Genomic DNA, 26110 nt, shown 5'->3' with positions numbered 1-26110 from the left:
GTCCGGCCGAATCTTTATTAAACGTCTGACGTCGTCGCGTCCCTCGGCCGCACCATCCAGGCATAGGCCGCACCGGCGACGAGCAGCAGTGAAGTGCCGAGGAAAACCGCCCGCATGCCGATATGTCCGCCGACGAAACCGCCGAGGAGGGGGCCGGCTACCTGGCCGACATATTGCGAGGAGATGGAAAGCCCGAGAATGCTGCCGGCCGCGCTATCCGGTACGCTGTGGCGGATGACGGCGGCGATGCAGGGCAGAAGCCCGCCAAGTGCCGCCCCCATCAGGAAGCGCAGGAGGATGAGCTGCCAGGAACTGGTGACGAAGGCCTGCGGGATCAGCAGCAGCCCGGCGATGGCGAGCGCGCCTGCGATGACCGGCCAATGGCCGATCCGGTCGGCTAGTTTTCCGAGCCGCGAGGCCGAAAGGATGCTGCCGAGGGCGGCGGCCGACATGACGAGGCCTGAGATCATCGTCACCTGGCTTTGCTGAGGCACGATCTGGGCGACATAGACGGTGATGATCGGCTCGATCGACATGTTGGCGAACATCAAAAGCATGCCGGTTGCCAGCATCGCGACGACGGGCCGCTTGTCGGCAACGGATTTCCAGCCGCCGCTTGCCTTGGCTGCCTGCTTGCGGGCCGGTGATTTCTCCTCTTTGATCAAAAAAGCCGTGGCGAGAAAAGCGAGGAAGATCATGCCGCCGGCGGCAAGAAACGTGCCGCGGATGCCGATGATCGGCGGCAGCGCTCCGCCGATCAGGGGGCCGACGAGATTGCCGGCCATGATGCCGGAAGAGAGAACGCCGAGCGCCCAGGCGGACCGATCCTTCGGCGTTTGTGTCGCCACCAGCACCATCGAACCGGAGGAGTAACCGCCGGCAAGCCCGACGAAGAGGCGTAGCGCCACCAGCTGCCAGACATTGCCGGCCATGCCCATCAGCGAGATCGCCAGCGTCATGCCGAGGCTTGCGCGCACCAGCATCAGCTTGCGGCCGTAAATATCGCCGAGCCGACCCCAGAGGGGCGCGACGAGTGCCGCGGCAAGGAAGGTGGCGCCATAGGCGATGCCGGACCATTGCACGATCGCCGCATGGTCGGTGACACCGAGTTCCTCGACATAAAGCGGCAGGAAGGGAAGCAGCAGCGTCATCGCCACGATCGTGGTGAAGGAGCCGATCAGCGAGATGGCGAGGTTGCGTTTCCAGTAGATCGAGCCTGGTTTAACACTGGCGTCCCATTGCGTGTCCGTCATGCCTTGCATCGATCCTGTAGCGCAGTTGCGCCGCAATCTGGATCATCTCGGGTAAAAGTGCTAGAACATAACTGATTGCGCTATGCAATCGGATGATCGGAGCACATTGTCATGAACGCTATGGACTCATCCCGAAAGCAAATCGTCCGCGATCTCTACGCCGCCTATCTCGACGACCGCAAGGATATCGTCGGCGCCATGTTGACCGAGGATTTCACCTTCTCCAGCCCGCGCGACGACCATATCGACCGGGCTGCGTATTTTGAGCGCTGCTGGCCGAAGGAGCCGTTCTTCCGCGGTATCGAGATCGAATTCCTGGCAGTCGACCGCGACGAGGCTGTTGTTCGCTACCGCGCCGAAAAACGCGACGGCGCGAGCTTCGCCAACATGGAGAGCCTTCGCTTCCACGGGGAGAAGATCGCCTCCGTGGAGGTCTATTTCGGCCGGAATCTGTAACCGGCTGAGGCGGAGATCGCCTGCGTCACAGGAGCCGGAAGGCTGAAGTCGCGATGATGATCATCGAGACCGCCACCATCAGCGGCCGCACCGGCAGCCGTTTGACGAGGATCGCCCCGAAGGGAGCCGCGATGACGCCGCCGATGATGAGGCCGATCGCCGAATTGAGTTCCGACCAGCCCAGCGTCGCGACGAAGGTGATTGAAATCGTCAGCGTCACCGCGAATTCGGTGAAGTTGGTCGAGCCGATCACCCGCTTCAGGTCGTGGCCGCGACCGACGAGCGTGCTGGTGACGATCGGACCCCATCCGCCGCCGCCGATCGCATCGAGCACGCCGCCGCACAGCCCGACGGGCGGCACCGCCCAGTCGCGCACCTCGCGCCGCAGCGGCGGCCGGAAGGCCTTGTAGAGGATCAGCAGCCCGATTGCGATCAGATAGGCCGAAACGTAGGGCTCGATCGTCTTGCCGTCGATATTGGCGAGCAGAGTGGCGCCGATCGCGCCGCCGATCATGCCGGCCGGCGCAAGCCGCGCCACCAGACGCCAATCGACGTTACGATGATAGGCATGCGAAAGGCCGGACGCGGCCGTCGTGAACATTTCCGTCACATGCGTCATGGCGCTGGCATTGGCCGCCGGCACGCCGAAGGCCAGAAGGCTTGTCGTCGACAGCACGCCGAAGGCCATGCCGAGTGCGCCGTCTACGATCTGTGCGCAGAAGCCGACGGCGATGAAGAAGAAGATATCCGATGTCATGCAGTCCCCTCGGACGAACGGTAGCATCAGAACATGCGACGCGGGAAGAAGGTTTCGGTCTCAGGCGGCAAATCCGCGCTGCTTCAGCCGGACGATCTTGAAAAAGCCGTTCGGAAAGACCGGCATGATGTCGGTAGCGGCAAAATCCCCGCGACGTTCGGCCCAGGCGATGATGCGGCGGATGCGGAAGGCGGAAGACCAGCCGATGTGGCGCACTAGAGGCGCCACCGCCGTCTCGATCGCGCCTTGCAGGCCGGTCCCTTCGCCGAGCTTGCTGGCGAGGATGATCTCGCCGCCCGGCCGCAGCACTCGGGCGCATTCGTCCAGCGCCCGCTCGGGCTCCGGGATCAGGGTGATGACGAAGGGCAGGCACACCGCATCGAAGGACCGGTCGGCAAACGCGAGCGCATGTGCGTCCATCACCTCGAGCGCCTGCACATGCTGCAGGTTCTCACGCCTCGCTTTTTCGCGGGCGCGCGCAATCATGTGTTCGGAAATGTCGATGCCGGTCACCCGGCAGCGGCGCGGATAGTGCCCGAGCGTCAGGCCGGTGCCGACGCCGATCTCCAGTATATCGGTGCCGGCCGCAGCGGCGAGCGCGGCCAATTTACGGTGGCCATCGCGCAGGATGCCCCGATAGACGCGGTCATAGACCGGCGCCCAGCGCTGATAGATTTTCTGCTGATCTTCCGCGCTGCTGCGAAGCTCTGGCATCCGGCACCTCCCTACCGCACAATTCCTGAACTCCGATCGTTTCCGGAATGGATTATGCGCCTTTCAAAAATGTCAGAGCACCCTGGTGCATCCCGTTGAAACGCTGGGCGCTCTAAACCCCAATCTTCAACTCCCAAGAGTGGGTTTCGGTTCCGCTCGGATATGACGCAATGCCGCCGAACGGCCCTGCGGCGGCTATTTTGCCGGCGTGAGCCCGAGCTTCCCGGCGTCCAGCTCGCTGCCGATCTCGACGGTCTTCTTCTGCTTGTCGTAGACGCAGATCTGGGCGACGAGACCCTTGGCGCCCTTCGGCTTGCCGGTGAGCAGGGCGAGCCCGTAATGGGAGCTGCCGAAAGGATCGACGGTGGCGACCGGCTTTTCGATCGCGACCGCCGGCTTCGTGCATTTTGCCTCCACATCGGCCGCAAGCTGCTGCCAGGCCTCGTCTGAAGAGGCGCGTGCGGCGCCTGCCATGGAAAGAAGCGCGGCCGCAGTCAGAAGCTGGATTATATTCCTGTTCATATCTTTTCTCCGGTGCTGTGGCCGCTGGCGTAGCTATTTCGCGGCGGGCATGTCAGGCGATTTGCAGGCGCGATTCCAGCTCCGCAAGTGAGGCAAATTTTCCTTCGGCGGCGCGTTTTTTGATATTTCGCCGGTTGCCTCTCCGTGCTTCCCCTCCTATGTTCCGCCTCACCTGCCGATGACGCAATCTATTGCCAAGAGGAGATCTGACATGGCTTTCGAATTGCCTGAACTTCCCTATGATTACGAAGCGCTTGCTCCCTTCATGTCGAAGGAAACGCTGGAGTTTCACCACGACAAGCACCACAAGGCCTATGTCGACAACGGCAACAAGCTTGCCGCCGAAGCCGGCCTTTCGGATCTCTCGCTCGAAGACGTCGTGAAGAAGTCCTTCGGCACCAATGCCGGCCTCTTCAACAATGCCGCCCAGCACTACAATCACATCCATTTCTGGAAGTGGATGAAGAAGGGCGGCGGCGGCAACAAGCTGCCGGGCAAGCTCGAAGCTGCCTTCGCCTCCGACCTCGGCGGCTACGACAAGTTCAAGGCCGATTTCGCCAATGCCGGCGCCACGCAGTTCGGCTCCGGCTGGGCCTGGGTTTCCGTCAAGAACGGCAAGCTCGAAATCTCCAAGACCCCGAACGGCGAAAACCCGCTTGTCCATGGCGCCACGCCGATCCTCGGCGTCGACGTCTGGGAACACTCCTATTACATCGACTATCGCAACGCGCGTCCGAAGTACCTCGAAGCCTTCGTCGACAGCCTGATCAACTGGGACTACGTCCTGGAACGCTACGAAGAAGCCACGAAGTAATCGACACTGGCTGCACTGAAATCCGCACCCGGCGCCCAAAACGCCGGGTGTTCTGTTTTCAGATGCAGCCGTCACATCTCTGTCACCGGCCGCTCCTAATCACGCTCCATGTCTTCTTCTGCTCTTCCCCTGTTCCGCTTCGGCATCATCGCCGATCCGCAATATGCGGCGATCGCGCCGCATGCGGCCATGGATCGCTTTTACGCCAACAGCCTCGCCAAGGTCGCCGAGGCGATCGAGGTCTTCAACGGCGAGGAGTTGAGCTTCGTCATGACGCTTGGCGATGTCATCGACCGCAGCTTCGCAAGCTTCGACGATATCCTGCCGGTCTATGAGACGCTGAGGCATGAGACGCTCTTCCTGCTCGGCAACCACGATTTCTCGGTTTCCTCGGGGCATCTCTCCGAAGTCGCCGGGCGCCTCGGCATGCCGTCGCCCTATTACAGCTTCTCCCGCCACGGCTGGCGTTTCATCGTGCTCGACGGTAACGAGGTCAGCATCTTCGCGCCGCCGGAGGGCCATCCTCACCGCGCGCTTGCCGCGCAGATGCTGGCGGAGCTGGAGGCCAAGGGAGCCCGCAACGCCCATCGCTGGAACGCGGCGCTGAGCGACGAGCAGTTCGCCTGGCTCGGCGATGAAATCGCAAGTGCCGCCGCAGCCGGCGAGAAGGTGATCGTCATGAACCACTATCCGGTGCATCCGCCCGGCGAGCATGGCATGTGGGACAGTGAGCGCATTGTCGCGCTGCTCGCCTCGCAAGGTCATGTCGTCGCCTATCTCAACGGTCACGACCATGCCGGCAACTACGGCATGGCCGGCGCCTGCCACTTCGTCAATTTCAAGGGCGTGGTCGACACCGAGAAAGAAAACGCCTTCGCGATCGTCGAGGTCCATGCCGACCGCATCGAAATCCGCGGCTTCGGCCGCGAAGAGAGCCGCACGTTGCTCTATTAGGCTGCGGGGCGGCTGCTAGGCGGGCGCATTCGTCTCTGTCCACCCACTCGTCCACAACTCCCGCAGCCGGTCGCCGTCGCCCTTGAAAAAATCCTCGGCCTCTTCGCAACGTTCCACCCGATCGCTGCGGAAATTGCGGATCGCCTGGCGCAATTCGCACCAGGCGACGACATTGGCGGTCTGTGAATAGTAGATCAACGCGATCGGCTGGATCGTCCGCTCGGTCGCGCGGCCGAGTTCGTCGCGGTAGCCGAGCATGAGCTTTTGCTCGTCGCGGATCGCGCGGCGGACGATCGCAAGGTCGAATCCGGCGGGAGGCTGCGCGATCGTGCCCCAGGCATAGAGCGCCTTGCTGTCCATCGCCTGGCGCAGCGGCGCCGGCACCGCGCCTGAGATCTTCCGGTTGACGCGGCGGGCGGCCTGCTTCAGTTCCTCGTCCGCCGTCCGTTCGAGCAGCGCCAGCGACAGCACGATCGCCTCCATCTCCTCGATCGAAAACATCAGCGGCGGCAGGTCGAAGCCCGGCCGCATGATATAGCCGATGCCGCGTCCGCCTTCGATCGGCACCCGCATCGCCTGAAGTGCCGCGATGTCGCGGTAGATCGAGCGTACGGTCACTTCGAGCGTCTCGGCCATCACAGCCGCCGTCATCGGTTTTCTCGCCAGCCTGAGGATCTGAATGATCTCGAAAAGCCGTGAGGCCTTGCGCATTTTCCTGCCTCCGCTCCCAACGCTCCTGACAATACACTGTCAGTTGGGTTTCGCTATAGAGCCATCTATCGAATTGAAATCAATAACAGTCTTTCGAAAATTCCGAAGGACTCGGAGTGGGCAACTGACATGAACTACCATGAAAACCTCTGGCTCTTCTTCACCCTTCTCTTCGGCATCATCATCGTGCCGGGCATGGATATGCTCTTCGTGCTCGCCAATTCGCTGACAGGCGGCATCAGGCGGGGGCTGGCCGCGACCGGCGGCATCATGGCGGGCGGCGCGGTGCATTCGGCCTATGGCGCGGCCGGGGTCGGCGTGCTCGTCACCATGCTGCCGCAGCTTTTCAACGTGCTGCTCTTTGCCGGCGTCGCCTATATGATCTGGATCGGCATTTCTTTGATCCGCAGCTCGATCACCGTCGAAGCGGTCGGGCCGGGGACGGCGCATTCCAGCTGGCGGGCTTTCCGCCAGGGCGCGCTCACCTGTCTCGTCAACCCGAAAGCCTATATTTTCATGTTTGCCGTCTATCCGCAGTTCTTAAGACCGGAATACGGACCGGTCTGGATACAGGGCCTGATCATGGGCGCCATGACTGTCCTCACCCAGTTCGCAGTCTACGGCACGCTCGCGATGACGGCCGGGCGCAGCCGTGACCTGCTGGTCGCAAACCCCGATGCTACGGCCTTTGTCGGCCGTTTCGCTGGAATGCTGCTGATCGCTGTTTCCGCCTTCAGCCTTTGGCAAGGTTGGAAAACCGCCTGAGCCGTTGCTGCTTATCACATTGTTTTTATGATCATCCGGCAAAACGTGACCGCGAGGGCGCATGGATTTTGTCATGCTCCCGGTGCAGATTGGCCTCCGGCCACCCCTGGCCGAGGAGAAATGGAGAGGAATATGAATTGGAAAGCAGTAGCTGCGGCCCTGGCGATGGCCGGCATGGCCGCCGGTTCGGTGACCGCCGCCGACGGCACGCATGATTCGCGCGTTGCGTTGATGAAGAAGATCGGCGGTTCGGCGGGCGCCATGGCCGCCATCGCCAAGGGCGAGAAGCCCTATGATGCCGAAACGGTAAAGGCGGCGCTGACGACGATCGCCGCAACGGCCAAGGTTTTCCCCGACCAGTTCAAGCCGGGCACGGAGACGGGCGACGAAGCGGCGAGCCCGAAGATCTGGGAAAACATGGACGACTTCAAGGCGCGCGCCGCCAAGCTTTCCACCGATGCAGAAACCGCGCTGGCCCAGCTTCCTGCCGATCCTGCGGCCGTCGGCGCCACGATGAACACGCTCGGCGCCAATTGCGGCGGCTGTCACAAGGCCTATCGCCTCGGCAAGTGAGCGGTAGGCCGGAAAGAAACGGAAATGCTCCGATACTGGATCCGCGCCGGCCTTGCCGCCGGCGCGGATCGCCTTATTCTCCGCCTGCGCGGATCGATCGGGGGATCGATTTGCATGGAAATCTCGGCAAAAGGGGAGGCGGCGCATGGTCCGCAGGTTCATCCGGTTTCTGCTCTGTCTGATCGGCGTCGCCGTTCTCGGCGGTGGCGCCTTCTATCTCGTCACCGCACCCGATCCGCTGCCGGAAAGCCACTGGGCCAATCTCGGTGCGCCGGACACGGCAAACGGCGAGATGGTCTTCTGGACGGGCGGCTGCGTCAGCTGCCATGCCGCGCCCGGTTCCGAAGGCGACGCCAAGCTGACGCTGTCGGGCGGCCTCGCGTTGAAGAGCCCCTTCGGCACTTTCCACGTGCCGAACATCTCGCCGGATGAGAAGGCCGGCATCGGTGCCTGGACGCTCGCCGAATTCGGCAATGCGATGAAGCGCGGCGTCGGTCCCGATGGTGAGCATCTGTACCCGTCTTTTCCCTATGGCTCCTATTCCCGCATGAGCGACAAGGACGTCAACGATCTCTTCGCCTTTCTGAAAACCCTGCCGAAGAGCGCAAACGTCACGCCGCCCCACGAGCTGCCGTTCCCCTTCAACATCCGGCTTGCGCTCGGCGGCTGGAAATTCCTCTATTTCAACGATCAGCCGCGCGTCGCGCTCGCCAAGAGCGACGACAAGGTGAAGCGCGGGCAATATCTCGTCGAAGGCCCCGGACATTGTGGCGAATGCCATACGCCGCGCGACGCGCTCGGCGGCTTCACGGCCAATATGTGGCTCGCCGGCGCTCCGAATCCGGAAGGCAAGGGCCGCATACCCGACATCACCCCGGCCTCCAAGAGCATCGGCGGATGGAGCGAAGCCGATATCGCAAGCTACCTCGAAACCGGCTTCACGCCGGATTTCGATTCCGTCGGCGGCTCGATGGTCGACGTGCAGCAGAACATCGCCCACCTGCCGGCCTCCGACCGCGAGGCGATCGCTGCCTATCTGAAGGCCGTGCCGGGGCGGTAGGACAGGTCTGCAGCCTCAAGCGATCGATTGCATGTAGCGCATGCCGGTCACGGGGCGGGGCGTGAAATCCAGCTGTTCGTAGAAGCGGTGCGCCATGACATTTCCAGTCGCGGCGCTGACGGAGAGGTAGCCGCAGCCGGCATTGCGCGCCGTTTCGCGAGCTCGGTCGACGAGCAACTGGCCGGTGCCGTGGCCGCGATGGCCGTCGCGCACGAAGAGATGGTGCAGGTCCATGCCGCGCTTGCCTTCCTGGGCTCTGTAGAGCGGCACGAGAATGGCGTAGCCGATCAGCCCTTCGTCGGTCTCGGCGACGAGCGCGGTGATCCAGGGCAGGGGGCCGAAGAGGTCGCGCTCCAATTGCTCCGGCGTCGTGCCTGACGGGTCGCCGTGATGGGCGGCGAGCAGCGCGATCATCTCATTGAGTTCGGGCAGGTCGCGGGGTTTGGCGGTGCGGATCGTCACCACCGACGGGCGCATCAGTGAAATTTCGCTGTCTTCGATTTCGGTCATGGTCTTCGCGTCCTTTGATATTCTGCCGTCAGGACGCTGCCGATACAACAAAGCCGCCTGACGGCGGCTTGTTGACAATATGATCTGTCCAGCCGCCCTTTACAGGTACAGCCAAAAATACGAGCGGCTCTGGTGCGCGTTTTCGATCATGGGTGATAGATCCTCGCAAACGCGGCTTTTGTCAATGGCGGATCGCATGGAGACGCGCCCTTTTCATTGGACTGCGTCTTCAATATAGTATACCCCCCTATATTAAATAGAGGCTCCCTATGTCCCACACCGCTTTGCAGAAGAAGAAGCTCATCGCCCGCATCAGCCGCCTCAAGGGGCAGATGGAAGCGGTCGAGCGGGCGCTCGAGGCCGAGCGCCCTTGCGGAGAGATCCTGCAACTCCTCGCTTCGGTGCGCGGCGCCCTGACCGGGTTGACCGGCGAGGTACTGGACGACCACCTGCGCGAACATGTGCTGAACGCCGAAGACGATGCGGCGAGGGCGGAGGCGGTCGAGGAAATATCGGAAGTCTTGAGAACCTATATCCGCTAGAGCATGCCGCGCAAAAGTGTACGCGGTTTGCGATAACGACATTTAAAAACAAAAACTTATGGCGGTTCTGCCTTTTCGTGAAAAGCTGAACTGCCCTAAGTGCCGTGACGAAGGAGCCTGTAATGAGTGCCGGAATCGACAAAGCTGCAATGGAACATGACCATGTTTTCCTCGGCGCCGATCATACGCGCAACGAGCGGCGCATCTGGCTGGTGATCGCGCTGACGGCGGTGATGATGGTGGCGGAAATCACAGCCGGCACTGTCTACGGCTCCATGGCGCTCGTCGCCGATGGCTGGCACATGTCGACCCATGCCAGCGCTCTTCTGATTTCGGCGCTTGCCTATCTCTTCGCCCGAAAGCAGGCGCATAATCCGCGATTCACCTTCGGCACCGGCAAGCTCGGCGATCTCGCCGGCTTTGCCAGCGCCATCATCCTTGCTCTGATCGCCGTGCTGATGGCCTGGGAAAGCCTGCTGCGTCTTTCCAATCCCGTGCCGATCGGTTTTGCCCAGGCGATCGCCGTCGCCGTCATCGGCCTTGCCGTCAATCTCGCCAGCGCATGGCTGCTTGCCGGCGGCGGCCACGATCATCACGCGCATGGCCATCACGGCCATACCCACCATGGGCACCATCATCACGACCATGGCGACCACAGCGGCCACGATCACCACGGAAAGGCCGGTGACAACAATATCCGCGCCGCCTATCTGCATGTCATCGCCGATGCTCTGACCTCCGTGCTCGCCATCGCGGCACTCACCCTCGGCAGCCTGTACGGCTGGCTGTGGCTCGATCCCCTCATGGGCATCGTCGGCGGGCTGGTGATCGCCAATTGGTCCTGGAGCCTGATGAAGTCCTCAGGCGGTGTCCTTCTCGATGTCGTGCCCGAAGGTGAGTCGCTGCCGGGGGAAATCCGTGAGGCCATCGAGACGGAGGATGACCTGATCACCGACCTGCATGTCTGGCAGGTCGGCCCCGGCCATCATGCCGCGATCGTCGCCGTCGTCACCTCGCAGCCGCGCGACCCGGCTTTCTACAAGGGAAGATTGTCGGCGCTCGAGGAATTGTCGCATGTGACGGTCGAGGTTACGCGCGCTGCATGACCGACAAAGTCACAGCGGGATGAAACCCGCCCTGTGTATGACGAGATGCCGCCGCAATCGCGCCGTAACGCTGTCCTTCTCATTCGCCGGAGGATTTCATGAATATCAGTTTGACCCGCCGCGTGCTGATCGGCGCGGCAGTTTGCCTGCCTGCTCTGGGCCTGCCCGCGCTGGCGCGCCCTGCCAATGCTGAAGAGAGTGCCGACAACATCGAGCACCGTCTCGCTGCGCTGGAAAAACGCACCGGCGGCCGCCTCGGCGTCTCGGTGCTCGACACTCAGACGAGCATTTCCTTCGGCTATCGCGGCGGCGAGGCCTTTCCGATGTGCAGCACCTTCAAGGCGCTGGCCGCGGGCTTCGTCCTCGCCCGGGTCGACAAGGGGGAGGAGAGCCTCGACCGGCGTGTGAGCTACGGCAAGGAGAAGCTCGTCGACTATTCTCCCGTCAGCGAAAAACACGCAGACGCCGACGGCATGACGATTGCCGAACTCTGCGAGGCGGCGGTGACGGTGAGCGACAACACCGCCGGCAACCTGCTGCTCGAAAGCTTCGGCGGGCCGCCAGCCCTGACCGACTGGTTGCGCTCGATCGGCGACGGCACGACCCGCCTCGACCGCACCGAGCCGACGCTGAATGAAGGCCGGAAAGGCGATCCGCGTGACACGACCACGCCGGACGCGATGCTCGACACGCTCGGCAATCTGACGCTCGGCTCAGTTCTGACCGAAGCTTCCTGCAACAGGCTGATCGCCTGGCTGGTGGCCAGCACCACAGGCAAGGAGCGGCTGCGGGCCGGGCTGCCCCAGGATTGGAAGGCCGGCGACAAGACCGGCACCGGCCCGAACGGCTCTCTCGGCGATATCGCGGTAATCTGGCCGCCGGATCGCGGCCCGATCGTCGCGGCCGTTTATATCAGCGAGGCGACAGTGCCGGCGAAGGAGCTCAATCCGATCTTTGCCGAAGTCGGTCGCATGATCGTCGAGATGGTTTGAAGCGGAAAATGCGAAGAGCATGATCGATGGCTGTGCGGTTCGCGCGTGAAAACCCCTGCCCTTGTAGGGAGGGGTTTTTCTCTCAAGGAGAGGACTCCTTCACGGCAGGGTATAGGCGATCACGTAATCGCCGGGCTTTGTGCCGACCGAGCCGTGGCCGCCGGCGACCATGACGACATATTGCTTGTTGTCGTCGGTGGTATAGGTCATCGGCGTTGCCTGGCCGCCGGCGGGAAGCCGCGCCTCCCAGAGCTGCCGGCCGTTCGTCACGTCGTAGGCGCGCAGATAGTTATCGACCGCTGCCCCCAGGAAGGCGATGCCGCCCTTGGTCAGCATCGGCCCGCCGATGCCGGGCACGCCGACCTTGAAGGGCAGGGGCAGCGGCGTCATGTCATGCACGGTGCCGTTCTTGTGCATGTAGGCGATTTTGCCGGTCCGCAGGTCCACGCCCGCGACATAGCCCCATGGCGGCGCCTGGCAGGGGATCTTGAGCAGCCCGAGGAACGGGCCCATGAAGACGCCGTAAGGGGCGCCGTCATTGCGGTTGAGCCCTTGTTCGCTGCCCTTCTCATCCTGGCCCTTCGGCGGGATGTCGGCGGCCGGCACTAGGCGCGAGGTGAAGGCGAGGTAGGTCGGCATGCCGAACATGATCTGCCGTTCCGGGTCCACCGCCACGCTGCCCCAGTTGAAGGTGCCGAAATTGCCGGGATAGACGATCGTTCCCTTAAGCGAAGGCGGCGTGTAGCGGCCTTCGTAATAGTAGCGGTGGAAATCGATGCGGCAGGCGAGCTGATCGAACAGCGATACGCCCCACATATCCTTTTCCTTGAGCGGCTCGGGCGAGAAGGTGAGGTTCGAGATCGGCTGCGTCGGCGAGGTATGATCGCCGGAGATTGCGCCGCCCGGCGCGGGAATTTCCTTGACCGGGATGATCGGCTCGCCGGTGCGCCGGTCGAGCACATAAATGTCGCCCTGCTTGGTCGGGCCGACGAGCGCGGGAACGACGGTGCCGTCCTCCTTCGTCAGGTCGATGAGCGCCGGCTGGGCCGGGACGTCCATATCCCAGAGATCGTGATGCACCGTCTGGCGCACCCAGCGCAGTTGGCCGGTGGCGATGTCGAGCGCCACGATCGAGGACGAGAATTTCTCGACATTGTCGCTGCGGTTGATGCCGAGCTGGTCCGGCACCTGGTTGCCGAGCGGGATGTAGACCATGCCGAGCCCCTCGTCGACGCTGAAGACAGACCAGCTGTTCGGCGAGTTGGTGGTGTAGGTCTGGCCCTCGGCGATCGGCGTGGTCGCATCGGGATTGCCGGAATCCCAGTTCCAGATCAGCGCGCCGCTATTGATGTCGAAAGCGCGGATGACGCCGGACTGCTCCTGCGTCGAATAATTGTCGTTCACGGCCCCGCCGATGATGATCTTGCCGGCCACCGCGACCGGCGGCGAGGTGGAGTAGTAATAGCCGGCCGGATTGTAGCGCATGCCGGCTTCGAGATGCAGCACGCCCTGATCGGCAAAGCTGGTGCAGACCTTCCCGTCGGCCGCATCGAGCGCGATCAGCCGGGCGTCTGATGTCGGCAGGTAGACGCGCTCGGCGCAGGGCTGACCGGCGGCGACCGTTGGATCGGCATAGTAGGTGACGCCGCGGCAGGTTTGGTGCTGCCGGTTGGGATTCATGCCGGAATTGGCGTCGTATTTCCATTTCTCCTTGCCGGTCTTGGCGTCGAGCGCGATCGCCCAGTTATGCGGCGTGCAGAGGTAGAGCGTGTCCTTCACCTTGAGCGGCGTGACCTGATAGGTCGTCTCGCTGATATCCTCCGGCCGCTTGACGTCGCCGGTCTGGTATCGCCACGCTTCCTTCAGCGTCGAGACGTTCTGCACGTTGATCTGGTCGAGCGGCGAATAGCGCTGGCCGAAGGGCGTGCGGCCATATTGATGCCATTCACCATCGGGCACGCTGCCGCCGAAGGCGGCGTTGGCGGCGACGGCATCCGTCGGCAAGTCGCCGGCAAGATCATGGGGGTCTGTCGTCATCGAATAGAGGGCGACGAGGACGGCGAGGATCAGGGGCACGGCGAGCGGCCATGGGTTGGCGCCATAGGTGATGCCGGTCGGGCTGCGAAAGCCGAGCGGTTGGCGGATCCATGGCGTCAGCAGCCAGAGCCCGAGCAGGATGACGACGCCGCCGCGCGGCCCGAGCTGCCACCAGTCGAAACCAACCTCCCAGATCGCCCAGGCGAGCGCTACGACGACGAGCACCGCATAGACCCAGAGCGCCACCGCCTTGCGCATCAGGAGCAATCCGGCGGTGAAGAGGAACATCAGGCCGGCGAACAGATAAAAGGCGCTGCCGCCGAGCGTGACGAGCCAGAGCCCGCCGCCACCGAGGGCCAGTCCGATGATGATGAAGAAAATGGAGGTGATGACGATCGCCATAAGGCTCTCTCCCGCTTGATTTAGCCGGGTGAATGAATGGCGGAAAGTCCCCGCCGATCAGCCAGATAGCGCGAAGGAGATGCCTTTCAACGGCCACATTTGCCGCAGCGGACCCGTCAATGCGGAGGCTTGGAATAGGCCGCCGGCCGGATGGAGGCGGTCGCTACGCACGGGTGTAAAGGGAATGACGCCGTCGTCACGTCCCGCAGAAGGTCGCCAGCACCCGTTCGTTCGGCTTCGGCGGTTCCATATAGGCGGCAAAATCCGGCTGGTCCTCATAGGGTTTTGCAAGCACTGCCAGCAGCGCCTCGAACAGCGAGAAATCCCCATCCTCGACCGCTGCGTCGATTGCCTGTTCGACCCGGTGATTGCGCGGAATGAATGCCGGATTGACGCCGCGCATGGCGCTGGCGCGTTCAGTGGCGGTTTGCCGATCGCGAGACAGTCTTTCGCGCCACCGCGCCAGCCATTCGCGGCAGGCCTCCGGTTCCCGGAAGCTCGCCGAGAAGGCAGGCTCTGCAGCCTCATCGCCTGCCAGATCCGACAGCCGCCGGAAGGTCAGCGTGAAATCCGCGTCTTGCGCCTGCATCAGCGTCAGCAGCGCCTGCACCAGCTCGAGATCGCCGTCCTCTTCGCCGCCAAGCCCGATCTTTGCTCGCATGCCCTTCAGCCAATGCGCCTGAAACCGTTCGCCATAGGCCCGGATCACGGCATTCGCCTTGTCGACCGCACTGTCGGGCTCGGCGTCGATCAGCGGCAGCAGCGTTTCGCCGAGCCTTGCGAGGTTCCATTGGCCGATCGCGGGCTGATTGGCATAGGCGTAGCGCCCATGATGATCGATCGACGAGAAGACGGTCGCCGGATTGTAGCTGTCCATGAAGGCGCAGGGGCCGAAATCGATCGTCTCGCCGGAGACGGTCATATTGTCCGTGTTCATGACGCCATGGATGAAACCGACATGCAGCCAGCGGGCAATCAGCGCCGCCTGGCGGTCAGAAACGGCCTCGAAGAAGGAGAGGTAGGGATTGTCGGCGTCTTTCAGCGCGGGATAGTGCCGGTCGATCACATAATCGGCCAGCGCCCGCACGCCTTCGGTGTCGCCCCTTGCCGCGAAGAACTGGAAGGTGCCGACCCTGATATGGCTTGCCGCCACGCGGGTGAACACGGCGCCTGGCAGCACTTCCTCGCGATAGACCGGTTCCCCGGTCGTTACCGCCGCCAGTGCCCGCGTCGCGGGAACGCCGAGCGCAAACATCGCCTCGCTTATGATATATTCCCGGAGCACCGGGCCGAGTGCGGCGCGGCCATCGCCGCGGCGCGAAAACGGCGTCTGCCCGGCGCCCTTCAACTGGATATCGTAGCGCTTGCCGTTGCGGCTGACGACCTCGCCGAGCAGGATCGCCCGCCCGTCGCCGAGCACCGGTGAGAAGCCGCCGAATTGATGGCCGGCATAGGCCATCGCCAATGGTTCTGCCCCTTCGGGAACGAGATTGCCGGAAAAGATTGCCGCCCCGTCACGGCGCAACGCCTCGATGTCGAGCCCGAGTTCTTCCGCCAAAGGCTCATTGAGCTTGATCAACCAGGGTTCCGCCACCCGGGTCGGCGTTTGCGGCGCAAAGAATCGCTGGGGCAAACCGACATAGCTGTTGTCGAAGGGAAAGGCCGCGCCGGGCCGGTTTTTCTCAAGGGCGGAGGTCATGGTTCATAGGTAGGGCCGGGGTGCCCCTGGCGCAAGCCGGTTCCGCCCGAGGGAGGATATTCACTTCCAAAGACCTCACGAAGATCAGGCCGATGCAAGGAATCGTGATCCGCCTTTCCCTCTGGTCAAAGCTGCTTTGCCATAAAGGACATAGCGCCGCCATGATCGCAGGCGTATACGAAATCGTCTCCCCTTGGCCTTGCGCCATGTCATCTCCGCGGCCTTGCTGCCTCCCGCGCTCCGCCGCGCTACCGCGAGTGAATCCGGACGATGTCGGATCAGATTTACCAGGCGCCGATGGTTCGGCGCGCCGCGCCCAATTTCCGGGTGATCGCGATGATCGTCGCAAGCGCGATGCTGATGGAAAACATCGACGCGACCGTGCTTGCGACCGCACTGCCCACCATGGCGCGCGATTTCGCCGTCAGCGCCCCGGCCATGTCGATTGCGCTGATCTCCTATCTCCTGAGCCTGGCGATCTTCATTCCGGCCAGCGGCCGGATGGCCGACAGTTTCGGTTCGCGCACCGTCTTCCGTGCGGCCATCGCTGTTTTCGTGGTCGGCTCCATCCTCTGTGCGCTGGCGCCGACGCTGCCCTTCCTGGTGCTGGCGCGGCTGCTGCAGGGCATGGGCGGGGCGATGATGATGCCGGTCGGCCGCCTGGTGCTGATGCGCAGCGTCGCCCGCAAGGATATGGTCAGCGCCATGTCGTGGCTGTTGGTGCCGGCGCTGATCGGCCCGATCGTCGGCCCGCCGCTCGGCGGCTTCATCGTTACCTATCTCGACTGGCGCTGGATCTTCTACATCAACGTGCCGATCGGCATCATCGGCATGATCTTCGTCTCGATCTATATCGATGAGGTAAAGGGCAAGGCGGCCGGCCCCTTTGACACGATCGGCTTCATCCTCTCGGGCATTTCGCTCGGCTCGCTGCTCTTCGGCTTCGAAATGTCGAGCCATGAAGGCGAAGGCGCTTTCTCGATCTTCCTGATCGCCCTCGGCCTGATCTTCGGCATCGGCTATTTGAGGCATGCCCGCAGGCATCTGTCGCCGATCATGGATTTTTCGCTGATGAAGGTGCCGAGCTTTGGCACCTCGGTCATTGCCGGTTCGCTGACGCGCATCACCCAGGGCGCGCAGCCTTTCCTGCTGCCGCTGCTGTTCCAGATCGGCTTCGGCCTTTCCGCCGCCGCGGCCGGCCAGATCGTCATATCAACCGCACTCGGCGCGCTCGCCATGAAGCCGATGGCGAAGTTCGTCTTCAGCCGGCTCGGCTTCCGCAGAAGCCTCATTCTCAACGGCATTCTCGGCACGGTCGGCTACGGCCTCTGCGCCGCCTTCCGGCCGGATTGGCCGATGCCGCTGATCTTCGTCGTTCTCGTCCTCAGCGCCTTCTTCCTGTCGTTCCAGTTCACGGCCTACAACACCATCGCCTATGACGAGATCGAAAAGGAGCGGATGAGCTCGGCCACCAGCTTCTACACCACCTTCCAGCAGCTGATGCTGTCGCTCGGCATCTGCATCGGGGCCTTGGCGCTGCACGGCTCCATGGCCTTGTCAGGTACCGAAACGCCTGATCTCGGCGATTTCTCCGCTGCTTTCATCGTCGTCACCGTCATCTCGATTACCGCCACCGTCTGGAACCTGCGCTTCTCGCCGACGGCGGGCGAGGAGATCAGCGGCTATAAGGCGAAGCGGACGAAGGTGGCTGGAGAAACAAAGACTTGAAGCGCGTCGCTTGAATCAAATTCTGCGCGTAGCACTCAGTCCTTCTCTTCCATGTCAGCTGCCATTTCCGCGAGTTTGCGCACGGTGTTGAGATTGCGCGAGGTTCCAAGCTTCAGCGCCGGCAGCTTCAGCTTCAATCGGCCGGAGCCGTTGGGATAGTGGACATAGATTTCCCGTCCCGCGAGCTTCGCCTCCTCGCCGTCAGGCGCCACCATTTTCTCCAGCGCATCGGCCGGCGCCTTTTCGGGCAGGAAATAAACCAGCACGAAGCTCGGCTTGGCACCGGGAAAGGGCGCGTTGGCGGCAATTGCTTCGAGTTCTTTCCGGCTGCGCACCATCACGCCCGGAGGTTTGCCCATCTTTTTCCCGAGCGCCTCGTCGAGCTTCTCCTCGACCGCTTTTTCGGTTTCATCAGAGCGGAAAAGCACATTGCCGCTCTGGATGTAGGTCTTCACGTCGGCGAAGCCGAGGTCCTCGCAGATGGCCTTCAGCTCCGTCATCGGCAGCGAGCCGGTCCCGCCGACGTTTATGGCGCGGAGAAGGGCGATATGGACGGGCATTTCTCTCTCCGTTGACGATTTGCCGCAGCCGCCCCAGCGCTTACATCTTCCCGGCCACCTTGATCGCAAACGCGTACTCAAACGCGATTTCCTCCAGCCGCTGGAAGCGGCCGGACGCGCCACCGTGGCCGGCGTCCATGTTCGTCTTGAGCAGAATCGGCGCTTCACCCGTCGTCTTGTCGCGTAGTTTCGCGACCCACTTGGCGGGCTCCCAATAGGTGACGCGTGGATCGGTCAGGCCGCCGAGCGCCAGGATCGGCGGGTAGAGTTTTGCCTCGACATTGTCATAGGGCGAGTAGGAGGCGATCTGCTCGTATTCTTCTTTGCTGTCGATCGGGTTGCCCCATTCCGGCCATTCCGGCGGGGTCAGCGGCAGCGTGTCGTCGAGCATGGTGTTCAGCACGTCGACGAAGGGGACGGCGGCGATGAGGCCGGCGAATTTCTTCGGTGCCATGTTGGCGACGGCGCCCATCAGCATGCCGCCGGCCGATCCGCCCTCGGCGATGATCTTCGCGTAGGACGTGAACTTCTCCTGATTCAGATAGTCAGCGGCGGCGATGAAATCCTTGAAGGTATTGGTCTTCTTGTCCATCTTGCCGTCTTCGTACCAGGCAAAACCCTTGTCCTTGCCGCCGCGGATATGGGCGATGGCATAGACGAAACCGCGATCGGCGAGCGACAGGCAATTGGTGTTGAAACCGGCCGGAATGGTGATGCCGTAGGCGCCATAGCCGTAGAGCAGGCAGGGCGCGCTGCCGTCGAGCGGCGTATCCTTGCGATAGAGCAGGGTGACCGGCACTTTCTCGCCGTCCCACGCCGGCGCGAAGACGCGGCGGGTGACGTAGTCGTCGATATTGTGGCCCGAGGGCACTTCCTGCGTCTTCAAGAGCGTGCGCTCACGCGTCACCATATTGTAGTCGTAGAGCTGCGACGGCGTCGTCATCGAGGAATAGGAAAAGCGGATGACATCCGTGTCGTATTCCGCCGCTCCCGAGAGCCCCAGCGAATAGGCTTCCTCGGCAAAAGCAATCGCATGCTCCTCGCCGGTCCTGCGGTCGCGGATCATGATGCGCGGCAGCCCGTCCTTGCGCTCCAGCCACAGGAGATGGCGGGCATAGGCCATATGGCTGATGATGAGCGTGCCGGGCTTGTGGGCGACGACTTCGCGCCAGTTTTCCTTGCCCGGTCTGTCAACCGGCGTTTCCATGATCTTGAAATCCTTGGCGCCGCCGTCATTGGTGAGGATGTAGAAGACGTCGCCGCCCTCGGTCAGCGAATATTCGATGCCTTCCTCTCGCACCGCCACGAGCTTCGGCTCGGCTGTGAGGTCCTTGGTCGACAGCAGCCGGTATTCGCTCGTCTCGTGGTCGTGAATGTCGATATAGATGAAGTCGTCGAGCAGCGAGCCGCCGACGCCCATGAAGAAGCCGGCATCCTCTTCCTCGTAGACCAGCCGGTCTTCGGACTGCGGCTGGCCCAGAATATGGTGGAACACCTTCGAGGGCCGGTGGTTCTCATCGAGCGCCGAATAGAAGAAGCTCTTGCCGTCAGGCGCCCAGACACCGCCGCCGCCGGTATTCTCGATCCGCTCCCCCTCAAGGTCCTGTCCCGTCGACAGATCGCGTACCTTCAGCGTGAAGAATTCCGAGCCCTTGTCGTCATATCCCCAGATGCCGCGGCTGTGGTCGCTCGAATGATCGAGGCCGGCGAGGCGGAAATAGGCCTTGCCCGATGCCTCCTTGTCGCCGTCGAGCAGCACGGTGCGGATCGCCTCATCGGCAACCTTGCCGTCGCGAGGAATGCGGAAATAGCGCGGCTGCTCGCCGCCGGTCACGTAAAACGTGCCGTAGGCATAGGCGCCATCCTTCATCGGCACCGAGCTGTCGTCTTCCTTGATGCGGCCGCGCATCTCGGCAAACAGCACCTTCTGCAACGGCTTGGTGTCCTCCATCGCCGCGTTCATATAGACGTTTTCGGCTTCCAGATGCCGGCGGATTTCAGGGTCGAGGATCGACGGATCCTTGAACATCGCCTGCCAATTGTCGGCGCGCAGCCAGGCATAGTCGTCCGTTCGGGTAATGCCGTGGCGCGTATCGGAGACGGGCTTCTTCGGTGCGGCGGGCGGTGTCGGCAGGCTCTTGAAGACGGACAAGGAATGGCTCCGGGTCGATATGTCGGGATGGGAAGAGATAGAGGCGCGGCGACCCAGGATCAAGCGGCAAGGCTGCGCCAAGGGTGCAGACGACCTTCCACAGACAAGGAGGCGGCTGCATCGACGCTGCCTTGATGTCACCACAATGTTTAAGAAAGTCCGCTATCTCTGCGAATTTATACGTGCCAAGCCTCCGGCAAGCTGCCTGCGGCACAGTGAAATATGCACAACAGTAAGGGATTTTCTTCGAAATGCCGAAACGTCTGCTCCTGTTTGTATCCCTGGCCGCTATCGCCGCCCCCGCCTTTGCCGTCGATCCCGCCATCAAGAAGCAGCTCGAGAAACTCGATCCCTCCACCCGCCTGGAACAGAGCTGCGATACCGAGGCGATGAGCCGCATCAACAATGACAGCACCGGCTTCAAGCCCGACAAGGTCATTGCCTATACTTTCAAGGACCCGATCCCGGGCGACAATTCGTTGCAGGCGCCGGGCGCGGTCTTCCGCAGCAAGGGCGACTGGTACCATCTTTCCTATAACTGCATCACCGGTCCGCAGCATATCAACGTGCGCGAGCTCGACTACCAGATCGGCGAGAAGGTGCCGCGCGAGAAGTGGAATAAATATTATCTCTACGATTGATGCCGTTGCCCTTCCGAACGGCTGCGGTGACATCCGGCCACATGGCGCCGGATGATGACTGTCGGTAAAATCGACGGATCGAAACATAGAAATCCCCGCGACATGAACCGCATCCTGCCCGCTTCGGCGCTCTTTCTGATCACCGCTGTTACGGCATTCGCTGCCGAAGTGCCGTCACCGCCGACCATGGTCGATTCTGCTGCGGCCGCTGTCGCTCCGAAAGCTTCAAAGCTCGTCGAGCCGCATCTGCATATCGCCCGTTCCAACATTCCAGGCCATGCCCGTATCGCGCTCACCTTCGATGCCTGCATGGGGCAAGCCGACGAGCGCATTCTTTCCACATTGGTGCGTGAACGCATCCCGGCAACGATCTTCGTCACCGCCCGCTGGCTGAAGCGCAATCCCGCCGCTGTTGCCGTGTTCCTGCAGAATCCGGATCTCTTCGAACTTGAAAACCACGGCGAGAACCATATTCCGGCCGTCGACACGCCGACACTGATCTACGGGATCGCGTCTGCCGGCTCGCCGCAGGCGGTGAAGCAGGAGGTCGAAGGCGGTGCCGCCGCCATGGCCGCGGCCGGCATCCCGGCGCCGCGCTGGTTCCGCGGCTCGACCGCCAAATACGATCTGTCCGCCATCGGCGAGATCCGCGCCATGGGCTATCGCATTGCCGGCTATTCCGTGAATGGCGACGGCGGTTCGCTGCTGGGCGCCGTGATCACCGAAAAGCGCATCGCCTCGGCCAAGGACGGCGACGTCGTCATCTCCCACATCAACCAGCCCACGCATGCGGCGGGCGAGGGGGTGGCGAAGGCGCTGGTCGATCTCAAGGCCAAGGGCACGGAGTTCGTCCGCCTGGAGGATGTCGAGGATACCGGCGACGATAAGACGACGGAGTGATTCCGCGGTTGAAGGTGTGCCGTGTGGCACAACAACCAATGCGAAGACTTTATCTCAACTCATTCCCGGCCCGCGCCATATCCTCTCCAAGTTTCCGAATTCCCGGCCCATCCCTGTCGAGCGCAAAATCCTCGAACCAGTCGCGGTGGATTCCGGCCATCATCGCGCCGGTCATCTGCGCTGCGAGATAGGAAAAAGTGATGCCGTTGCCGCCGTAGCCGTAGGCTGCGAACACACGCGGCATGCCGGGCACCGGGCCGATCAGCGGCAGGCCGTCGACGGTCTCGCCGAAGGTTCCGCACCAGGCATGGGCAACACGCGTATCCGCCTTCGGCCACAGCCGTTTCATCTTCTCCAGGATCGCCATGGTCTTTGCCGGCAGCTTCCGGTCGCGGGCTTGCGCATCGACCGTCTCATCGTCCTCGCCGCCGGCGACGATGCGGTTGTCCGGTGTCGTGCGCATGTAGAGATAGGGATGGCTGTTTTCCCAGATCAGCGCCCTGTCACGCCAGAAAACTGCCGGGTCCTGAGGGACCGTGGCGAGCGCCCAGCTCGAACGGATGCGGTGCAGCTTCGGCATGTCGATGCCCGGCATGGAATAACCGGTCGCGAGCACGGCATGCCGCGCCTCGATCACTCTGGCGCTGGAAGTTTCCGCGCTCACGTGATTGCCTTCGGCGTGGAGTTCGGTCACGGAAGCGCTCACCAGCCGCGCGCCGCGACGGACGGCCCTCGCGATCAATGCCCAGGTCAGCAGCAGCGGGTCGGCCTCTGCCGAGCCGGGGGATAGGATGGCGCCGTCCCGGTCGAGCTCGAACTGCGTGAAGAGATCGGGATGTTCCAGATAGACGCCGGGTAGGCCGGCTCGGCGACGAAGCTGCCGCTCCTCGAAGAGGTCGCGCGCGCCTTCGCGATTGGCGGCGAGGTAGAGTGTGTTGCGCGGCCGGAAGCCGCAGGCAATGCCGTTGGCTGCGATCAGCTTGGAAAGGCCGGCGACCGAGGCGGCGCTGCGGCGGTAGATGCCGGCCGCGCGCTCGAAGCCGTAGTAAGCCTCCAGCTCGCCGAGCGTGCTGTCGATCTCCCATTGCAGCATGGCCGTGCTGGCGGCGGTGCTTCCGAAGCCCGGCTCTTCCCTGTCGATGATAACAACGGAAAAGCCGCGCGCCGTCAGATGTTCCGCGATCAGCGCCCCCGTGATGCCGCCGCCGATAACCGCGACATCGGTGGAAAAGCTCTGTTCGATCGGCTGCCATTGGGGCCGTATGCCGCTTCTTCCCCAAAGCGAACGGCCGCTCGTCATCTGGCCGTGATCGGATTCGTGAAGATCGAGATCAGATGCCACCAGCGTCTCCGTTCCGTCTATTTCGGCAATTGCGGCTGCGGTTTTTCTTCGATCAGCAATTCCTCGATCACGGTCATAACGATCAGCGAGAGCGGCAGCGCCAGCATCGCACCGACTGCACCCCACATCCAGGTCCAGAACAGAATGGCGAGGAAGACGATGAAGGGATTGATTTCCAGCCGCCGTCCCATGACCGCGGGAAAGATCAAGTTCTCCATGACGGCATGCACGGTGAAGAAGGCCGCAGCCGGCATCAGGCCGATAACGAGGCCGTCATGTGTGAGAATGCCGGCGACTGCCACGGAAAGCGTCATCAGCGTAATGCCGAGATAGGGGATGAAGCTCGAAAGGAAGGCGAAGAAGCCCCAGAGCACCGGTGCCGCCAGCCCGCCCGCATAGGCGATGACGGTCATGACGACGCCGAGCCCGACATAGATCAGCGAGGCGGTGGCGAAGTAGAAGCCCAGAACCTGCTCGACGGCATTGATGACGCGGATGGCGGCCAGCCGTTGCGTGCGGGTGCGGAAGGTCATGATAATGGTCTTGCGCAGGTTGACCCGGCTGGCGAGGAAAAGCAGCAGGGCCGCAAAGAAAATCAGCCCCTGTACCAGCGCCGGCGTCAGGCTTGTGGTCACCACATGCAGCACGTTGCCGGTGTTTTCGAGCAGCGCGCCAATCGACATCGGCCCGCTTTCGAAGGTCGCGGGCGTGATATGCAGCCATTCGATGCGTTCGAGATAAGGCATGATGCGGTTGATGGTCCGCTCGATGAAAGCAGGGGCCTCGTTGACAAGCACCGTCAGCGGGTCGGCGAGTGAGTTGACCAGCAGGAAGAGCACCAGCGCCACGGCGCTCGACAGGAGAAAGGCATTGGCAAGCCTCGGCACACCCATCTTGCCCAGATTTTCCGCGGCCATGCCGAGGATCATGCCGACGACGACGGCAAGCGTGACCGGGATGAGGATCAGCGACATCAGATAGACGGCGGCGAGCCCGAGTATGGCGAAGATGCCGATGATCGCCCAGGCCATGCTGATATCGAGCCCGTCCTTCTCCAGCCGATGGAGCGGCGGAGGCGGCAAGTCTTCTGCCGCTTCCCGCAGCGTCTGCGCCCAGGCGCTGGTGCGGCGTTCGCCGATGGCGATCTTCTTTGCCTGTTTGCGGATACCGTTGGCGATGCCCATGCGGAGGAGGTCCCCGAAGCCCCATTGCTTCGCCACGAAAACGCGCTGGCGCGGTTCCGGTTCCCTGGGAGCGTAGCGGGTTGCAAGGACCCATCCGCCAAGCCTTGTGCGGATGGTTTTATGCGAACGGCCGGGTATTACGCCGAAAGCGTCAGGCCGATGCCCCACGGATCTTTCAGAAATACGCCGCCATCGCGCTTCTCGCTCTTGATTTCGAGTTCGTCCAGCTTGGCGACGGCCTTGCCGAGCGTCTCGGCGTCGTTGAAACGGATCGTGTAGTCGGAGAGCCCGGTCATATTGTCGGCGCGTGCACCGGCGCCGCGGCTGTTCCAGATATTGGCGCCGAGATGGTGATGGTAGCCGCCGCTTGCGAAGAAGCTCGCGCCGGGATAGCGCGCCATCAGCTTGAGACCGAGCACGTCGCGGTAAAAGGCGTCGGCCTGCGGGATGTCGCCGACCTGCAGATGCAGGTGGCCGATCGCCGTCCCATCGGCCATACCGCCCCAGCGGTCTTCGGGGGCGCTGTCATAGAGCGCCTGCAGGTCGAGGCGCATCGTCGCCATCTCCACCATGCCGTCCTGCTGAAATTTCCATTGCTCGTGCGGCCTGTCGGCATAGATCTCGATTCCGTTGCCTTCAGGGTCGGAGAGATAGATCGCCTCGCTGACGAGGTGGTCCGATGCGCCGTCGAGAACGACGTTGTTGTGGGCGGCATGGCGCAGCCAGCGCGCCAGTTCGGTGCGGTCGGGCATCAGGAAGGCGGTGTGGAAGAGGCCCGCGGCATTGCGCGGCGCGATGCGGGCATTTCCAGCGGTCGTCAGGGTCAGCAACGGCAGATCGCCGGGACCCAGCACTTCGCCGCTTGCCGTCTTCTCGATGACCTTCAGGCCGAGCATCGACTGATAGAAGCCGGAAACGAGGCCGAGATCGGTAACGACGAGATGCGACCGGTCGATATAGGCGGGCCGTGTCAGCGCATAGGAAGTTTCGGTCGTCACGGATTGTTCTCCTGGCTCTGAATTGGCCCATAGAAGGGAAGGCGTACCGACGGTGGCGCCAAAGATGCCGCCTGTGGCAAGTCCGAGAAAGTTTCGCCGGTCCATTCGCTTCTGATGTCCTCTCGGCTGCTCTACTTGACCCCTATATGGCGGATTCCGATTGTTCACAGAAGATCTGTTTTTGAGGATGAAGCGTTGAGCAGACGTTGACGATGACTTGCGTCCACTTGATCGCGGTCAATGCGCTCATATCTTCTTTTAAGGAACTTACGCATGCATCGTCATGGAGGGCAGCATGTATAGGAAAATCATAGTAGCGATTGCGCTCGGCGGCATCGACAAGGGGGAAATAATCCTGCGCAAGGCCGCCTCCCTGCTGGACGCGGGCGGAGAGATCGTCGCGCTCAACGTCGTCGAGGACGTGCCGACATATGTCGCGGTCGAACTGCCGGCCAATATCGTTGAGGACGCGATGAAGGAGGGCCGTGATAAGCTGGCAGCGTTGATCGCCCGAACCGGTATCCCGGCAACGATCGAGATCCGCAACGGTCCACCCGCCAAAGCCATCATTTCGACCGCCGAAAGCCTGGGCGCCGACCTCATCATCGTCGCTTCGCACATACCGGACTTTTCCAATTACTTCATCGGCGCCACGGCCGACCGCGTCGTGCGCCATGCCAAATGCTCGGTGCTGGTCGACCGGCAGAAGGTTTGATGTTGCCGTTGGAGTAGGAGTGC

At 62.6% G+C, this 26110-nt stretch carries 26 protein-coding genes; 13 read left to right on the top strand and 13 right to left on the bottom strand.

From position 1 onward, the window contains the following. Nucleotides 1-17: 17 nt before the first annotated feature. Nucleotides 18-1253 carry a multidrug efflux MFS transporter gene (locus QD408_RS19585; RefSeq protein ID WP_414140441.1) on the bottom strand — a complete coding sequence of 412 codons (1236 nt, stop codon included), beginning with the start codon at nt 1251-1253 and terminating at the stop codon, nt 18-20. A gap of 111 nt (nt 1254-1364) precedes the next feature. On the opposite strand from QD408_RS19585, the gene QD408_RS19580 reads away from it, so the two are divergent. Continuing rightward, the gene (locus tag QD408_RS19580; protein WP_414140440.1) at nt 1365-1709 is read left to right on the top strand and encodes a nuclear transport factor 2 family protein; all 345 of its coding nucleotides are present in this window, start codon (nt 1365-1367) and stop codon (nt 1707-1709) included. Nucleotides 1710-1734: 25 nt separating this feature from the next. Here the strand turns inward: QD408_RS19580 and QD408_RS19575 are convergent, their stop codons facing one another. The 3 genes from QD408_RS19575 to QD408_RS19565 all read right to left on the bottom strand — a co-directional run bounded on the left by QD408_RS19575 (nt 1735) and on the right by QD408_RS19565 (nt 3702). Continuing rightward, nucleotides 1735-2466, bottom strand: a complete 732-nt coding sequence (locus QD408_RS19575; RefSeq protein ID WP_088682233.1) for a sulfite exporter TauE/SafE family protein — start codon at nt 2464-2466, stop codon at nt 1735-1737. Between the two features lie 60 nt (nt 2467-2526). Then, the gene (locus QD408_RS19570; RefSeq protein WP_414140439.1) at nt 2527-3180 is read right to left on the bottom strand and encodes a class I SAM-dependent methyltransferase; all 654 of its coding nucleotides are present in this window, start codon (nt 3178-3180) and stop codon (nt 2527-2529) included. A gap of 195 nt (nt 3181-3375) precedes the next feature. Continuing rightward, entirely contained in the window at nt 3376-3702 is a 327-nt protein-coding gene (locus QD408_RS19565; RefSeq protein WP_414140438.1) for a hypothetical protein, read from the bottom strand. A 211-nt stretch (nt 3703-3913) separates the two neighbouring features. Between QD408_RS19565 and QD408_RS19560 the strand changes: the two genes are divergently transcribed. Continuing rightward, the gene (locus QD408_RS19560) at nt 3914-4516 is read left to right on the top strand and encodes a superoxide dismutase (protein ID WP_003569477.1); all 603 of its coding nucleotides are present in this window, start codon (nt 3914-3916) and stop codon (nt 4514-4516) included. Between the two features lie 108 nt (nt 4517-4624). Next, nucleotides 4625-5470, top strand: coding sequence for a metallophosphoesterase (locus tag QD408_RS19555; protein WP_088682236.1), 846 nt, complete (start codon nt 4625-4627; stop codon nt 5468-5470). Between the two features lie 15 nt (nt 5471-5485). Here QD408_RS19555 and QD408_RS19550 read toward each other — a convergent pair whose 3' ends face one another. Beyond that, the gene (locus QD408_RS19550; RefSeq protein WP_414140437.1) at nt 5486-6181 is read right to left on the bottom strand and encodes a helix-turn-helix transcriptional regulator; all 696 of its coding nucleotides are present in this window, start codon (nt 6179-6181) and stop codon (nt 5486-5488) included. A 129-nt stretch (nt 6182-6310) separates the two neighbouring features. On the opposite strand from QD408_RS19550, the gene QD408_RS19545 reads away from it, so the two are divergent. The 3 genes from QD408_RS19545 (at nt 6311) to QD408_RS19535 (ending at nt 8579) form a co-directional block, all read left to right on the top strand. Further along, entirely contained in the window at nt 6311-6946 is a 636-nt protein-coding gene (locus QD408_RS19545) for a LysE family translocator (RefSeq protein ID WP_088682238.1), read from the top strand. A 132-nt stretch (nt 6947-7078) separates the two neighbouring features. Next, nucleotides 7079-7519, top strand: a complete 441-nt coding sequence (locus tag QD408_RS19540) for a c-type cytochrome (protein WP_088682239.1) — start codon at nt 7079-7081, stop codon at nt 7517-7519. Nucleotides 7520-7664: 145 nt separating this feature from the next. Further along, entirely contained in the window at nt 7665-8579 is a 915-nt protein-coding gene (locus QD408_RS19535) for a c-type cytochrome (protein ID WP_414140436.1), read from the top strand. A 15-nt stretch (nt 8580-8594) separates the two neighbouring features. Here QD408_RS19535 and QD408_RS19530 read toward each other — a convergent pair whose 3' ends face one another. Next, nucleotides 8595-9089, bottom strand: a complete 495-nt coding sequence (locus tag QD408_RS19530; RefSeq protein ID WP_414140435.1) for an N-acetyltransferase family protein — start codon at nt 9087-9089, stop codon at nt 8595-8597. A 269-nt stretch (nt 9090-9358) separates the two neighbouring features. Between QD408_RS19530 and dmeR the strand changes: the two genes are divergently transcribed. From dmeR to bla, 3 genes are all read left to right on the top strand, one after another. Beyond that, nucleotides 9359-9631 carry a Ni(II)/Co(II)-sensing transcriptional repressor DmeR gene (gene dmeR, locus QD408_RS19525; RefSeq protein ID WP_126920599.1) on the top strand — a complete coding sequence of 91 codons (273 nt, stop codon included), beginning with the start codon at nt 9359-9361 and terminating at the stop codon, nt 9629-9631. A 122-nt stretch (nt 9632-9753) separates the two neighbouring features. Continuing rightward, entirely contained in the window at nt 9754-10737 is a 984-nt protein-coding gene (gene dmeF, locus QD408_RS19520; RefSeq protein ID WP_414140434.1) for a CDF family Co(II)/Ni(II) efflux transporter DmeF, read from the top strand. 98 nt (nt 10738-10835) lie between these two features. Continuing rightward, complete coding sequence (gene bla / locus QD408_RS19515) at nt 10836-11729, top strand: class A beta-lactamase (protein ID WP_414140433.1); 894 nt, start codon at nt 10836-10838, stop codon at nt 11727-11729. Nucleotides 11730-11828: 99 nt separating this feature from the next. Here bla and QD408_RS19510 read toward each other — a convergent pair whose 3' ends face one another. Together QD408_RS19510 and QD408_RS19505 are read right to left on the bottom strand one after the other, a co-directional pair. Beyond that, nucleotides 11829-14168, bottom strand: coding sequence for a glucose/quinate/shikimate family membrane-bound PQQ-dependent dehydrogenase (locus QD408_RS19510; protein WP_414140432.1), 2340 nt, complete (start codon nt 14166-14168; stop codon nt 11829-11831). 196 nt (nt 14169-14364) lie between these two features. Next, a complete protein-coding gene (locus tag QD408_RS19505) occupies nt 14365-15867 on the bottom strand; it encodes a protein adenylyltransferase SelO (RefSeq protein WP_414140431.1) in 1503 nt (500 codons plus the stop codon). Between the two features lie 270 nt (nt 15868-16137). On the opposite strand from QD408_RS19505, the gene QD408_RS19500 reads away from it, so the two are divergent. After that, a complete protein-coding gene (locus QD408_RS19500) occupies nt 16138-17595 on the top strand; it encodes an MFS transporter (RefSeq protein ID WP_414140430.1) in 1458 nt (485 codons plus the stop codon). 35 nt (nt 17596-17630) lie between these two features. Here the strand turns inward: QD408_RS19500 and QD408_RS19495 are convergent, their stop codons facing one another. Together QD408_RS19495 and QD408_RS19490 are read right to left on the bottom strand one after the other, a co-directional pair. Beyond that, nucleotides 17631-18155 (bottom strand): DUF1697 domain-containing protein, encoded by a 525-nt coding sequence (locus tag QD408_RS19495; RefSeq protein ID WP_414140429.1) that lies wholly within the window; start codon nt 18153-18155, stop codon nt 17631-17633. A 40-nt stretch (nt 18156-18195) separates the two neighbouring features. Beyond that, nucleotides 18196-20307, bottom strand: a complete 2112-nt coding sequence (locus QD408_RS19490) for a S9 family peptidase (protein ID WP_414140428.1) — start codon at nt 20305-20307, stop codon at nt 18196-18198. A 251-nt stretch (nt 20308-20558) separates the two neighbouring features. On the opposite strand from QD408_RS19490, the gene QD408_RS19485 reads away from it, so the two are divergent. Continuing rightward, a complete protein-coding gene (locus QD408_RS19485) occupies nt 20559-20948 on the top strand; it encodes a DUF930 domain-containing protein (protein ID WP_088682251.1) in 390 nt (129 codons plus the stop codon). A 102-nt stretch (nt 20949-21050) separates the two neighbouring features. Continuing rightward, on the top strand, nt 21051-21848 hold the full coding sequence (locus QD408_RS19480) for a polysaccharide deacetylase family protein (RefSeq protein WP_414140475.1): 798 nt from the start codon (nt 21051-21053) through the stop codon (nt 21846-21848). 49 nt (nt 21849-21897) lie between these two features. On the opposite strand, the gene QD408_RS19475 is transcribed toward QD408_RS19480, so the two are convergent. The 3 genes from QD408_RS19475 to QD408_RS19465 all read right to left on the bottom strand — a co-directional run bounded on the left by QD408_RS19475 (nt 21898) and on the right by QD408_RS19465 (nt 25477). Then, nucleotides 21898-23190 (bottom strand): NAD(P)/FAD-dependent oxidoreductase, encoded by a 1293-nt coding sequence (locus QD408_RS19475; protein WP_414140427.1) that lies wholly within the window; start codon nt 23188-23190, stop codon nt 21898-21900. 17 nt (nt 23191-23207) lie between these two features. Continuing rightward, the gene (locus QD408_RS19470; protein ID WP_088682254.1) at nt 23208-24374 is read right to left on the bottom strand and encodes an AI-2E family transporter; all 1167 of its coding nucleotides are present in this window, start codon (nt 24372-24374) and stop codon (nt 23208-23210) included. A 137-nt stretch (nt 24375-24511) separates the two neighbouring features. Next, nucleotides 24512-25477 (bottom strand): VOC family protein, encoded by a 966-nt coding sequence (locus tag QD408_RS19465; RefSeq protein WP_414140426.1) that lies wholly within the window; start codon nt 25475-25477, stop codon nt 24512-24514. A gap of 190 nt (nt 25478-25667) precedes the next feature. On the opposite strand from QD408_RS19465, the gene QD408_RS19460 reads away from it, so the two are divergent. Beyond that, entirely contained in the window at nt 25668-26087 is a 420-nt protein-coding gene (locus QD408_RS19460) for a universal stress protein (RefSeq protein WP_088682256.1), read from the top strand. Nucleotides 26088-26110 lie beyond the last annotated feature (23 nt).

It is taken from the genome of Rhizobium sp. BR 249 (assembly GCF_047445895.1).
Lineage (GTDB): Bacteria > Pseudomonadota > Alphaproteobacteria > Rhizobiales > Rhizobiaceae > Rhizobium.
This window is presented reverse-complemented; position numbering and strand designations above follow the sequence as displayed.

Coding starts and splice junctions, on each gene's coding strand:
- QD408_RS19585 (WP_414140441.1), bottom strand. CDS start 1,253: ATGACGGACACGCAATGGGACGCCAGTGTTAAACCAGGCTCGATCTAC.
- QD408_RS19580 (WP_414140440.1), top strand. CDS start 1,365: ATGAACGCTATGGACTCATCCCGAAAGCAAATCGTCCGCGATCTCTAC.
- QD408_RS19575 (WP_088682233.1), bottom strand. CDS start 2,466: ATGACATCGGATATCTTCTTCTTCATCGCCGTCGGCTTCTGCGCACAG.
- QD408_RS19570 (WP_414140439.1), bottom strand. CDS start 3,180: ATGCCAGAGCTTCGCAGCAGCGCGGAAGATCAGCAGAAAATCTATCAG.
- QD408_RS19565 (WP_414140438.1), bottom strand. CDS start 3,702: ATGAACAGGAATATAATCCAGCTTCTGACTGCGGCCGCGCTTCTTTCC.
- QD408_RS19560 (WP_003569477.1), top strand. CDS start 3,914: ATGGCTTTCGAATTGCCTGAACTTCCCTATGATTACGAAGCGCTTGCT.
- QD408_RS19555 (WP_088682236.1), top strand. CDS start 4,625: ATGTCTTCTTCTGCTCTTCCCCTGTTCCGCTTCGGCATCATCGCCGAT.
- QD408_RS19550 (WP_414140437.1), bottom strand. CDS start 6,181: ATGCGCAAGGCCTCACGGCTTTTCGAGATCATTCAGATCCTCAGGCTG.
- QD408_RS19545 (WP_088682238.1), top strand. CDS start 6,311: ATGAACTACCATGAAAACCTCTGGCTCTTCTTCACCCTTCTCTTCGGC.
- QD408_RS19540 (WP_088682239.1), top strand. CDS start 7,079: ATGAATTGGAAAGCAGTAGCTGCGGCCCTGGCGATGGCCGGCATGGCC.
- QD408_RS19535 (WP_414140436.1), top strand. CDS start 7,665: ATGGTCCGCAGGTTCATCCGGTTTCTGCTCTGTCTGATCGGCGTCGCC.
- QD408_RS19530 (WP_414140435.1), bottom strand. CDS start 9,089: ATGACCGAAATCGAAGACAGCGAAATTTCACTGATGCGCCCGTCGGTG.
- dmeR (WP_126920599.1), top strand. CDS start 9,359: ATGTCCCACACCGCTTTGCAGAAGAAGAAGCTCATCGCCCGCATCAGC.
- dmeF (WP_414140434.1), top strand. CDS start 9,754: ATGAGTGCCGGAATCGACAAAGCTGCAATGGAACATGACCATGTTTTC.
- bla (WP_414140433.1), top strand. CDS start 10,836: ATGAATATCAGTTTGACCCGCCGCGTGCTGATCGGCGCGGCAGTTTGC.
- QD408_RS19510 (WP_414140432.1), bottom strand. CDS start 14,168: ATGGCGATCGTCATCACCTCCATTTTCTTCATCATCATCGGACTGGCC.
- QD408_RS19505 (WP_414140431.1), bottom strand. CDS start 15,867: ATGACCTCCGCCCTTGAGAAAAACCGGCCCGGCGCGGCCTTTCCCTTC.
- QD408_RS19500 (WP_414140430.1), top strand. CDS start 16,138: ATGTCGGATCAGATTTACCAGGCGCCGATGGTTCGGCGCGCCGCGCCC.
- QD408_RS19495 (WP_414140429.1), bottom strand. CDS start 18,155: ATGCCCGTCCATATCGCCCTTCTCCGCGCCATAAACGTCGGCGGGACC.
- QD408_RS19485 (WP_088682251.1), top strand. CDS start 20,559: ATGCCGAAACGTCTGCTCCTGTTTGTATCCCTGGCCGCTATCGCCGCC.
- QD408_RS19480 (WP_414140475.1), top strand. CDS start 21,051: ATGAACCGCATCCTGCCCGCTTCGGCGCTCTTTCTGATCACCGCTGTT.
- QD408_RS19470 (WP_088682254.1), bottom strand. CDS start 24,374: ATGGGCATCGCCAACGGTATCCGCAAACAGGCAAAGAAGATCGCCATC.
- QD408_RS19465 (WP_414140426.1), bottom strand. CDS start 25,477: ATGGACCGGCGAAACTTTCTCGGACTTGCCACAGGCGGCATCTTTGGC.
- QD408_RS19460 (WP_088682256.1), top strand. CDS start 25,668: ATGTATAGGAAAATCATAGTAGCGATTGCGCTCGGCGGCATCGACAAG.